Origin of the sequence: Nostoc spongiaeforme FACHB-130 (assembly GCF_014698475.1) — a bacterium.
Taxonomy (GTDB): Bacteria; Cyanobacteriota; Cyanobacteriia; order Cyanobacteriales; family Nostocaceae; genus Nostoc_B; species Nostoc_B spongiaeforme.
Genome location: NZ_JACJTB010000002.1, coordinates 185,811 through 198,309, shown reverse-complemented (window position 1 = coordinate 198,309; position 12,499 = coordinate 185,811). Strand labels below are relative to the sequence as shown.

General features: G+C 36.9%; 5 protein-coding genes. 2 read left to right on the top strand and 3 right to left on the bottom strand.

The genetic code is table 11. The annotated features are described in order from the left end of the window. Window positions 1-287: 287 nt before the first annotated feature. On the bottom strand, window positions 288-1,253 hold the full coding sequence (locus tag H6G74_RS03070) for a GDP-mannose 4,6-dehydratase (protein WP_190966259.1): 966 nt from the start codon (window positions 1,251-1,253) through the stop codon (window positions 288-290). 494 nt (window positions 1,254-1,747) lie between these two features. Here H6G74_RS03070 and H6G74_RS03065 point away from each other — a divergent pair, with 494 nt between their 5' ends. Together H6G74_RS03065 and H6G74_RS03060 are read left to right on the top strand one after the other, a co-directional pair. Then, entirely contained in the window at window positions 1,748-2,488 is a 741-nt protein-coding gene (locus H6G74_RS03065) for a pentapeptide repeat-containing protein (RefSeq protein WP_190966258.1), read from the top strand. Window positions 2,489-2,770: 282 nt separating this feature from the next. After that, on the top strand, window positions 2,771-4,231 hold the full coding sequence (locus H6G74_RS03060; RefSeq protein ID WP_190966257.1) for a pentapeptide repeat-containing protein: 1,461 nt from the start codon (window positions 2,771-2,773) through the stop codon (window positions 4,229-4,231). A 96-nt stretch (window positions 4,232-4,327) separates the two neighbouring features. Here the strand turns inward: H6G74_RS03060 and H6G74_RS03055 are convergent, their stop codons facing one another. After that, window positions 4,328-6,319, bottom strand: a complete 1,992-nt coding sequence (locus tag H6G74_RS03055) for an ATP-binding response regulator (RefSeq protein ID WP_190966256.1) — start codon at window positions 6,317-6,319, stop codon at window positions 4,328-4,330. Beyond that, entirely contained in the window at window positions 6,316-12,360 is a 6,045-nt protein-coding gene (locus H6G74_RS03050) for a hybrid sensor histidine kinase/response regulator (protein ID WP_190966255.1), read from the bottom strand. Before H6G74_RS03050 ends, H6G74_RS03055 begins: the two co-directional genes overlap by 4 nt. Window positions 12,361-12,499: the final 139 nt, after the last annotated feature.

The window sequence follows — 12,499 nt, the reverse complement described above, 5'->3', positions numbered from 1 at the left end:
CTAGGATAATCTATTCCTAATCTACTCAAAATCTAGACCATTCTGTTTGTTTCCCAGGGGAAATATTCTTTATTTTTATTGTCATTTTTCAAAGAATTTGTTTCATTAACATTTTCTATGGCTTGTTCTAAAATTTCTGATGGCAACATACCTACTCGATGTACCTAAAGATTTGCTACAAGTAAAGTATCCAAAAGTATAATTAACTGAGATGATATAGTTAAAGTAGTTGTAGAGACATTGCATAAAACATCTCTACAAAATTTATAAAGTGCAGCTGCTCAAAATTACAAATAATCTTTTTGCTTATCTTCTATCATCATTCGCACTACATCTTTCATTGTATATTGTGCTTGCCATCCCAACTTTTCTTCTGCTTTTACTGGATTGCCTCTGCCAATTACAATATCAGTAGGTCGTAATAAACTACCATCAGTAGTTACATATTCCTGCCAATCTAATCCTAAACAAGCAAAAGCCTCTGCTACAAAGTCTTCTAATTTTGATGTCTTGCCAGTTGCAATTACATAATCATCTGGTTCATTTTGTTGTAACATTAAATACATTGCCTCAACATATTCAGGAGCCCAACCCCAGTCACGTTGAACGGAGATATTACCTAAATAAAGGTGATTCTGCTCACCTTTAGCAATACGACAAGCACCAGAAATAATTTTCTGAGTTACAAATCTTTCTGGTCTTAACGGCGACTCATGGTTGTATAAAATACCAGAACAAGCAAATAAGCCATAAGCTTCTCTGTAATTAGCGACTTCCCAAAAAGCCGTAGCTTTAGCCACACCATAGGGACTGCGTGGACGAAATGGTGTATTTTCATCTGCTGGCTGTTCACCCGTGTTCCCAAAACATTCACTAGAACCAGCATTATAAAGTTTAATCGGCGCACCAATAAAACGAATCGCTTCTAATAAATTCAAAGTCCCAGTAGCGATACTCTCTAAAGTTTCTACTGGTTGTTCAAAAGATAAACCTACAGAACTTTGTCCAGCTAGGTTGTAAACTTCATCTGGCTGAATTTTTGTCAAAACCTGCAAGACACTACGAAAATCAGTCAAAGCCACAGAAGCCAATTTAATTTGATCACGGATGCCCAAGCGCACTAAATTATTAAACGATGACATCTGCGCGTCCCGTGAAGTTCCACAGACAATGTATCCCTTGTTTAAGAGTAACTCTGCTAAATAAGCCCCATCTTGACCTGACACTCCACAAATAAGTGCTTTTTTCGGCATATTTTTATCTCAGAAATATTACGTAGATAAATGTATTACCTTGAACTTAGGTAAAAGTAAAACAATCATATTATCATGATTTGCTGGCAAGCGTACAAAACTAGCTTTTTCCCACTCGCTGTTAATACGCCATTTACCAAAAAGTATAAGTTCTATATCAATATCAGAAAGACTCAATATTAATTCCTTAATTAAATAATTTCTGACTTTATCGCCAACTGTTGTTACACACTTTCACGCGAGTCAAAAACAGGTGCATTTGCCACAGCAACCAAGAACCAACCCGCCAAGCGCCCATTGATATAGGTTCTACTAATAAAGTATCTGTACTGAAAAATACAACTAATCTTCAAAGTATTGACGTGAATTTATGCCTCTAGACGTAGTGATATTTTATCATTTTTGACTTGAAATAATCATTATATTTACTAATGACGAATTTTTACTGATTTTAGAGAATAAAACACAACCATATCTTTTTGAAATCTTAAAAAATGTTTACTCGCATCAGTATTTTTAAACATCCGGCAAAAAATATTACAGTTAATAAAAATTTATTTATTGATATCATTTTGGGGATAATTAACTGTCAAGATAAACAGCAACATACCTCACAAAAAAGCTTCAAAAAACGTTTGCAAGTAGCAGTAGAGAAGCTACATCATCAAACATTAGATATCAAATTACAGGGAATTACCGAACTCGAAAAATTAGCCAATTATCATGGACAAGAGAATTGGGAGATTATGGAAGTTATCACGGCTTTTGTGCGGCAAAATTCCCTTTACAGAACAAACCAGGAAGTTAAAAGTCAGTCATCATCCAAAATTCATCCAGATATTCAAGCTGCGTTGCAAATACTCACAAAAACTGACACCCCAAAATCTTTAGCATCTGAACAACTCGACTTGAGTTATACAGATTTACGTGGAGCAAATCTCAGTGGTGGAAACCTTGCAGGTGTAAATCTCTACCAAGCTAATTTATCAGGAATGAATCTGGCGGGGGCAAATCTCAGTGGTGCAATTCTCTGTGCTGCTAACTTATCACAGGCTAACTTAGTGGGTGCAAATCTTGCGGAAGCAATTATCAGTGCGGCTAACTTGTCTGGAGCAAATCTCGCCAAAGCAAATTTAACCAAAGCGAACTTTTATCTCGCTAATTTGTCTCAAACTAATCTGCAAGATGCCATACTTGAGGGAGCTAATTTCCGAGAAGCAAAATTTTCCGGATAGATACAATTCACACTGAATATAGAATAGATTCTGCAATATTACTATTAATTTATGGCAGTACAAGTATAGATAATGGTACTGAATCAGAGTGAAAAACTACTAAATTTTCCGCAAATATTCAAGATTGTTTCTGGGGTTGTCACAATATCATTACAAAGACAATTTTAAATATCAAAGTAATATCAATAAAAATCCGTAATTTCCTATTCAACTCTTGAGCAAAATGTTATACTCATCCCAATATCTAAGTAATAATTCTGTAATGTGAGGAATCTAATTCCTATGTCTGCAAATAAGACAGACAAAATGTTGCGTTGGTTGATAGGTACAACAGTTGTATTCGCGCTGGCGCTGAATATAATTGTATTTGCTGCCTCCAATAAAAAGGATTTATCAATTTCGCAGCAAATACAATACAGAACGCAAGCATTAACAACAACTGCAATTATGTTTTTAGGACTGGCAGTGATGGTTAATGCCTATTATGCGGGTAAACGAGCCGAGGCAATGCAAAAAAATGCGATCGCCTCCGAAAAGAATGTCGAAGTGAGTCTGCAAAATACGCAAATCTCCCAAGACAGATTGATTGCAGATAGATTTATGGCTGCTATTACGCAGCTTGGTCATGACAGAATTGAAACGCGCATTGGTGCAATTTATGTGTTAGAACGCATTGCCCAGGATTTTCCTAAGGAACACTGGACAATCATGGAAATCCTGGCGGCGTTTGTGCGGGAGAATACAGGCATTCCCACAGAAGGCGAACTCTTCAAAGAAGAAGATGCACAGCCAATATATTGGGGTAAACCCAAAAGTCGGGTACTGACAACCAAACACAACAGTGAAGGCGCACCCAAAATTCGGCGGGATGTCCAAGCCGCACTGACAATCATTGGTAGACGTAATTCCCTATTAGAGTTAGAAAGTCAAAAATTAGATTTACGCAACATAGATATTAGACGAGCCGATTTACTCGGAGCTAATTTAGAAAGGGCAGATTTACGTGGTGCGGATCTTTCTGGTGCAGATTTACGCGGTGCTAACCTTTCGGGAGCTAACCTCAACAGTGCCAAACTAGTGCGCTCAATTCTCTACGAAACCAATTTACAAAAAGCCAACCTGCGGGAAGCTAATTTACAAGGGGCAACCTTGAATCGTGCTAACCTTTATGGCGCAAACTTACGAGCTGCTAACCTACAAAGTGCAAGTCTGCGTACAGCTAACTTACAAGGAGCAAACCTTTATAAAGCTAACTTACAACAGGCAACATTGAAAGTTGCTAACCTCGCTGGTGCAAAGCTGTTTTTGGCTAATTTACAAGGAGCAAAGCTGGGTAAAGCTAACTTGCATTTAGCCGGATTAATTGGCGCGAACTTACAAGGAGCCAACTTGAATGGTGCTAACTTGTCTGGAGCAAATTTAAATGCTGCCAAACTCCAGCAAACAGAAGTCTTTTTTGCGAACCTCACCGAAGCGAGTTTAACAGAAGCTGATTTATATCAAGCCAACCTGATGGGTGCAAACTTGAATCGGGCAATTTTGTATGAGGCGAATTTATCTAAAGCCAACCTCATCGGCGCGAATTTATTCGGCACAAATTTGTGCGATGTCAAATTAGAAGGTGCAATTCTCACAGGTGCGAAAAATTTAGACTCACAACAGATTGGCATGGCAGTAGGCGATCGCACAACCCGGCTACCTGATGATCTTGAACCCCCTACACACTGGCGACAGTCTAGTTAAGAGGCAAGGAAGGGGCGGGGTGCAGCTTTCAAGGGGGAAAATAATTAATTACTAAGCACTTTCCTCCTACCTCCTGACTTCTGCCTCCGGCTATATCTAAGATTTAGCCACACTCTCTGGGTGTCTAGATTCCTGTACCAAAGCGGTGTGTAAGGTTTGCAATAAATCCTTAGTTGTATAAGGCTTAGAAATAAACTTTTTCACCCCAGATAACTTGGTTAATTTACTACTAGCTGTCAAACCACTAACAGCAATCACCTTGACTTGAGAGTTCATTTTTTGCAAAGTACTAATAGCCGTAGCACCATCCATTGAAGGCATCATCATATCCATCAACACTAAGCTAATTTCGTCTTCGTGTTGAGCATAAAGAGCGATCGCTTCAACACCATTAGTAGCGGTTAATACTCTGTAGTTGTAGGTCTCTAAGGAAATTTTGGTAGTTTCTAAAATTCCATTTTCATCATCAACTACTAAAATTAATTCTCCGTTACCTTTAAATAAATCTAAGTCTTCCTCCAGGAGTGGATTTGCTACCTCCACGGCTGGTAAGAAAATTTTAAATTCTGTACCCCTACCAACTTGACTACAAACATTCACAAAACCACCATGACTTTGAATGATACCTCTCACAGTAGATAAACCTAATCCAGTACCTTTCCCAATTTCTTTGGTGGTGAAAAATGGCTCAAAAATTCTATCAATAATCTCTGGTGGCATTCCCACACCTGTGTCTGCAATCGTCACCACAATATAAGCGCCAACCCGCGCATCTAAATTCATCCGCGCATACTGTTCATCTACTAACAGATTTGATGCAGAAATTTTGATACTACCGCCTCTGGGCATGGCATCACGAGCGTTAACTACTAAATTCATCAGCAGTTGATGGAGGTGGGTTGCATCTCCAATTACAGCCCAAAGTCCGGGCTGAATCTGAGTTGTTAATTCAATGGATTTGGGAAAAGTCTCTTGGACAATTTGTTGAATTTCTGAGCATAAATGGTTTACTTGCACAATGGTACGTTGACCATCTACTCCCCGTGCAAATTGTAAAACTTGTTTCACTAAAGCTGCGCCGCGTTTAGAATTAGCTTCGATAGTTTTCAACATTTGTTGATTGCGCTCGTTAGTATCGGGCAGTTTGAGTTGTAGTAATTGTGCGGCTGTTAAAATCGGTGTCAAAATATTGTTTAAATCGTGAGCTATACCACTAGCTAGTGTGCCGATGCTTTCTAAACGTTGAGCGCGGAGAATTTGATTTTCTAAATATTTTTTTTCGGTAATATCAGTATTAACGGTCAAAATTGATTTAGGTTGGTTATGGCGATCGCACATTAATGTCCAACGACTCGCCACAATTACATTTTGTCCTTGTTTGTTAACTTGGTTTAATTCTCCTTGCCAAAATCCAGACTCAGCTATACTTGCATAAATGTTTTGGACTTGCGATAAAGTCTCTGGTGTATACAAAATTTGATTGACATTCTCACCAATAACTTCGCCGGCTTTCCAGCCATACAAATTTTCAGCGCCTTGGTTCCAAAAACAAATTTGATTATTAAAATCTTTCACGATAATTGCATCGCTAGTCACATCTAGCAAAGCTGCTTGTTCGCGGATTTTTTCTTCAACTTGCAAACGTTCCGCAATTTCGGCTTCCAAACGTAAATTCTGCTCTTGTAATGTTTTGGTGAGAGTGCGTAACTTGAGATGCAGTTGAATTCTTGCCAACACTTCTTGGTGTTGAAGTGGTTTGGTGAGGTAATCAACGGCACCCAATTCAAAGCCTTTGATTTTATCAACAGTTTCCGAAAGTGCTGTCATGAAAATCACGGGAATATCTTGGGTTGATTCCTGCATTTTTAGACGACGACAAGTTTCAAAACCATCAATTCCCGGCATGAGGATATCTAACAAAATTAAGTCGGGCTTACCATATTCTGCTATAGCGATCGCACTTTCACCATCCTCAGCAATTAATACTGTAAATCCGGCCGTGCCTAAAAAATCAAATAACATTTCTAAATTGATGGGAGTGTCATCAACAATTAGAATGACACCGGATTTATTAAAATCATTTTTCATAAAGCCTCAGAATACTTTTGGAGAAACTCCAATATTTGTTTCCCTTTAAAACCTTTAGCCAGTTGATATAAACGAATAGCAAAAGGTTGTAACTCCTCACTTTTTTCTTGTAGTTTTTGCGTTCTTTCAGCAATACTTCTTAAGTCACCCCGCATAGCTAAATCTAGCAAAATCGTCAGTTCATCTGCTGAGGGAGGCACAATCGAAGCCTGAGATGTTAATTGTAAAGGATCAATTGAACTTTTTTGTGCATCCTTTATCTTTCTTACCTTGTCTTCATACACCCATGTTAATCCCAAGTGAACTTGTAACTTTTCTAAAAGTTTGGCTCTTTGAATCGGTTTTGCGAGAAAGTCATCACACCCAACTTTGCGGCTTTCTTGTTGATTAAACTCAAATACACTAGCTGAGACAGCAATTACTACTACTTCTTTAAAGTTTGATAACAATCGCAAGCGTCGAGTGGCTTCAAAACCATCCATTCCCGTCATCACCAAATCCATCAAAATCAAATCTGGTTGAAAATTAGGTATTTTATCTAGACAGTCTAAACCATCGCTTGCCGCCAAAATTTCAAACCCCAAAGGCTCTAAAATATTGACTAACACTGAGCGATTTTCCCATTTATCATCCACAATTAAAATTTTGCGTTTGCAGCCAGCAAAACCAATAATATTAAGTGGCTCAATTTCAAAATTCAACTGTTGCTCAACTTCCGGAAGTTCCAAATCTAGCCAAAAAATACTGCCTTTACCTAGTTCACTTTTGACACATAACTCCCCACCCATCATCTGCACCAATTGACGGCTAATTGATAAGCCTAACCCGGTTCCTTCCGTCTTCAAACTATCCTCACCCGCTTGTTTGAAGGGCAGAAATATTTCTTCTAATTGCTCATGAGCAATGCCAATTCCTGTATCTTCTACTAAAAAGCGAATTTTTGGTGTTGGAGATTGGCTAATAAGTTCTTCTCCATTTAATATCCAGTCTTCGTCGTGGTTTACATAACCTACTTTAAAATTTATCCTACCTTTTTTTGTAAATTTAACCGCATTACTTAATAAATTGATTAAAACTTGCCGTAAGCGTTTTTCATCACCCCGAATGCGCCTGGGTAGATAACCAAGCGGCTGATAAACTAAAGCGATACCTTTAATGTCTGCCCGCAGATGGCAAATTTCGGCGATACCTTCTAAAAATGCGGGAAAGTTAAATTCTTTCAACTCAAGCTCCATTTTCCGAGCTTCTATTTTAGAAATATCTAAAATATCATTAATCAGTGTTAAGAGATGTTCACCACACTGATGAATAATATTGACACCATTTCTCTGTTGACTACTCAAAGAAGCATCTGTTTGAAATATTTGTGTATAACCTAAGATGCCATTTAAAGGTGTCCGCAGTTCATGACTCATATTAGCTAAAAATTCACTCTTGGCACGGTTAGCAGATGCGGCTGCTTCTTCGGCTCTTTGGCGTTCCTGAATTTCTTGTTGTAATTGAAAATTTTTTGCTTGTAATTCCAGCGTGCGTTCTTTAACTTTTGTTTCTAATGTCCGATTATACTCTTCTAAATCATGATAAAGGCGGGCATTTTCTAAAGAAATTGCTGCTTGTGATGATAAAAGTTGTAAAACTTCTAATCGTTCTGGCGTAAATGCTCCAGCAATCAATTTATTTTCTAAGTAAAGTATGGCAATTAACTTGCCTTGATTCACAATTGGGCTACATAAAATCGACTTTGGTTGATGCTTAACAATATAATCATCAGTGGTAAATACACCTTCGCAATTGGCATCACTGAGAACTACATTTTCCCCAGTGCGATAAACATAATTAATCACGGATATGGGCAAATTTCCACTTGATTCTACAGGGGTATACTGACGGACATTAATTTCAGGTTGATCAAAACTACCTGATGCGGCGATTAATAAAGTATCTGCTTGATTTAAAATTAAATATCCTGTGGCTGCACCAGCATTCTCTAGGAGAATTTGCATTAATTTAGCGAGTAATTTGTCTAAAACAATTTCGCCAGAAAGTGCTTGAGCCGCTTTCATCACTGTTGCTAAATCAAAAGCTTCACTTGTATTGTGATTGATAGAGTTGATGAGTTGATTTTTACCTAAGTTTGGTATTTGCCGTTCCGACAGCCGCGCGACAATTTGGGGATATCTAACTTCCAAATCTCGCAATTTTGCTATGGCTCCCCAGTTACTATATCCATAGTAAGCATCAATTAAATAAATCTGGGCTAGCTTATCTCTACCAGTTTCAAAATAAAACTTTGCTGCTAGTTCATTGGCAAGAGCTTCTTCTTGGATATATACTTGCTCTTTCGCTTGCATAATAGCTTTGTCATAATGTGCCATTGCTTGCCAATACTGCCCTAAAACTCTAGCTTTTTCTGCTTCGACAAGCTCATATTTATGTTGAAAATTCATTGGCGCATAACTCGCCCATGTTTGCATTTTTTGTTGATTATGATTGACTTTATTTAGCAGTAGCTTTTGATGCTCAGATGTGGCCGATGGATAGATTGCCAGTCGTGCTAAAGAATCGTAAAAATGGAATAACGGCACATTTAACCATCCTGTAACTCCATCTAAATACTGTTCTGCTTTGCTGGCATTTTCTACAGCTTGATGAAAATCTCCCAGGAGATAACACAAAATTAATTTATTGAGAAACACATAGTGAATAATTGTGCGCTCATTTGATTGGATATGAATTGCTAATAATTCTGCTTCGTTGTAAGCTTCACCAATTAACAGACAAGGGTTTTCTGATAATCCTAATAAATTCAAAACAGCTTGATGAAACACTTGGTGCCATTTTAGCGCAGTCTCTTGGTGAATTTGTGCGATCGCCTTACTATATCTTGCCATTTCCTGTTCGAGACTGGTTAATTCTGCGCCACTCCAATAGGCATATTGACACTTCTTACTGGCTGAATATCCTGTATGTACTAAATCCCCAGTTTCTAAGCCACTAAAGTAAGCAGCTTCTAAAAGTGGTAAGGTATCTTTGACATGATGTTTCCAATGAATTATGAAAGTAGCAACTTTAAATAAAACTTGACTTCTAACTTCATAAGTATCTAAACGTTCTAATAAATTTAAAGCTAATTGTCCAACTTGATAAGCAGCGTCAATATCTTGGCATAAGCCAATAAACACTATGCCAAAATCAGCAAAACCACTGGCTGAAAATGGCGTATTGCCATATTGAATAGATAAGTTGACTTGCTGACAAGCCATCAAAATAAATAATTTCGGAGCAGATTGATAAGCCGCAGGTACTAAACTTGCTATTAGCCTCATTGCTGCTAATTTATGATGATCTGTCACCGCAGGCGAATGAATTAAATCTTCAATTTGTTTTTCTGCTAAATAATTTGTGGTTTCTTGAATAGCTTGCTGGATATCTAACTCGGTTGGTACTTGCTTGAGTTTTATTCCCAACATTTCCAAAACTTCTAAACCAAGCTGCACCGCCGCTATTAATTTTCTTTGTACCTCACAACTTTTGATTTGCAACTCATAAACTTTCACTTTTTCCAGTTGGGTTTTTGCTTGTTGTAAGACAACTTTTGCTAATGACTCCATTTGCTCAAAGTCACCGCTCAGAAATGCTACTTCTACTGCTTGTTGATGTAAATTTAATGTCAATTCATACTGCTGATGCCAACTAGAATTATTCAGAAGGCTTAAACCTATCTTTAAATAGCCCATAGCAGACTCATAAGCAGCAGTGTCTTTTGCTTTTTTTCCAGCTATCAAATTCAGTTTTATTAACTCATATCTTTCCCAATCTGAGGTGAGCAAATCAATGCCATAGTTGAGGTGATTGACTAAATAAAAAATATGCTCTTTCTGTTCTTCTGGTGAAAATTTTTGTAACAGTAATCTACCAATACTAAAATGAGTGATTTTTTTCTCAACATCGGGAATTAGCGAATAAGATGCTTGCTGTACACGATCATGTAAAAACTTATAGCTAATTTGCTGTTCTACTTGCTCTTCAGTCAAAACTAAAGGTATTTTATAAGACGAATCTAAAGGTAAAATTAAGCCTGCTTGTAAAGCTTCCCAAAGTTCTTTAGCTGTTTCTGCCCAAGATTTTTGATTCACAATACTCAAAACATCTAAGTTAAATTTATCGCCAATACAAGCAGCTAGTTGTAAAATTTTTTGGGTTCTCAGTGATAATTTTTGAATTTGATTCACCATCAATTCAATAACATTATCGGTAATGTCAATATCTTTTATAGTTTCGATATCCCACTGCCAACAAGCTATATCAAAATTAAAAAACAAGAGATTTTCTTGATGCAGAGATTTGAGTAATTGCGTTACAAAAAATGGATTACCTTGGGTTTTATGAAAAACTAAATCAGCTAGTTCTTGGGAATCTTCTGAAAAAATACTCAAGGTATCACTAACTAATTGTTTAACATGAATAATATTCAAGGGCTGAAGTACAATCTTATTGATATTTACACCATTTTTCTGGATTTCCGCGAGAGTTAATATTAAGGGATGAGTTAAATTGACTTCATGATCACGATATGCGCCCATGAGTAATAAATATTTGCTCTCAATATCACTGATGAGTAGTTGAATTAACTTAAGAGATGCTACATCTGCCCACTGCAAGTCATCTAGAAAAATTACTAAAGGATGTTCTGTTTGGGAAAATACATAAATAAATTGTTGAAATAATCGATTAAAACGGTTTTGGGCTTCGTTAATTCCTAATAATGGGATTTTTGGCTGAGTACCGATAATTTTTTCAACATCAGGAATAACATCAATGATTACTTGCCCATAAACCCCAACTGCTGATAAGATTTTCATCTTCCAGTTTGTGATTTTTTCAGCATTTTCTGTTAATATCTGCCGAATTAATTCTTGAAAAGCCTGGATGAATGCCGCATAAGGTATATGACGTTTATACTGGTCAAATTTTCCTGCAATAAAATAACTCCGGTGGCGAATAATCGATTTGGAAAATTCATTAACTAGGGAAGATTTACCAATTCCTGAATAACCACTAATTAATGTTAACTCAGTGATTCCTGAACTGACTCGCTCAAAAATACTCATCAATTGAGTAACTTCTTGCTCACGGCCATAAAGTTTTTGCGGAATCAGAAATTGACTGTTTAAATCAAGTTGACCGATAACCAAGTCTGTAATTTCACCAGTTTTTTGTAGCTGATGTAAACATGATTCTAAATCCGCTTTTAAACCCAAGGCGTTTTGATATCTGTCTTCAGCAGTCTTAGCTAATAATTTCAGCACAATATTAGATACTGCTGCCGGAATTTGCGAATTTAATTCTTGAGGCGATATGGGAGTTTTAGCAATATGAGAATGAATGAGTTCTAAAGGGTCACTTGCTACAAATGGCAGTTTACCAACTAACATTTGATAAAGTGTGACACCTAAAGAATAAAAATCAGTACGATAGTCTATTAAACGGTTCATTCGCCCTGTTTGTTCGGGTGAAAGATAAGCCAGACTACCTTCGAGCAAATTGATGTTATTTATTGTTGGATTTTCACTATGTAAGCATGAAGCAATACTAAAGTCGATAATTTTGATTTTATTGGTATTGGGGTTGATTAAAATATTATGGGGTTGGATATCTTTATGAATAATATTATTTTGATGTAACTGAGATAAGGTTAAGGCTAGTTGAATTGCAATTTGTAAAATTTGAGTTAATTCTAAATTATTTGTGCTAATAAAATTATGCAGTGTTTCGCCAGTAAAGTCTTCTAAAATCAGTGCGATTTTATTTTGTGTACTTTCTAAAAATAGAGGTTGAATGACTCCTTCTATTGCTAAAGATTGCAGTATTTGATACTCGTATCTCAGGCGAGTTATTTGTTCGATTGTAGGATACTCAGTTTTCAGAGTTTTAATAATTACCGATATTTGTGTTGATTCTTGGTAGGCACGATAAATACAGGTATTAGTATTATCGTCAAGAACTTGAATGAGGCTGTAGTCGGTAAGAATAATACTCATGTTTACATTTGAAGGCAGGAGTTAGAGGGCAGGAGACAGGAGGAAAACTGACCTCTAACTCCTACTATGAAAGAAATGAGGGATTTAGAACGGACGTATTTGTTCTCGCGCTACTTTTATCGATGGTAATACAAATCAA

Excerpts from the sequence above, each read along its gene's own strand:
- H6G74_RS03070 (WP_190966259.1), bottom strand. The coding sequence starts at position 1,253 with ATGCCGAAAAAAGCACTTATTTGTGGAGTGTCAGGTCAAGATGGGGCT.
- H6G74_RS03065 (WP_190966258.1), top strand. The coding sequence starts at position 1,748 with ATGTTTACTCGCATCAGTATTTTTAAACATCCGGCAAAAAATATTACA.
- H6G74_RS03060 (WP_190966257.1), top strand. The coding sequence starts at position 2,771 with ATGTCTGCAAATAAGACAGACAAAATGTTGCGTTGGTTGATAGGTACA.
- H6G74_RS03055 (WP_190966256.1), bottom strand. The coding sequence starts at position 6,319 with ATGAAAAATGATTTTAATAAATCCGGTGTCATTCTAATTGTTGATGAC.
- H6G74_RS03050 (WP_190966255.1), bottom strand. The coding sequence starts at position 12,360 with ATGAGTATTATTCTTACCGACTACAGCCTCATTCAAGTTCTTGACGAT.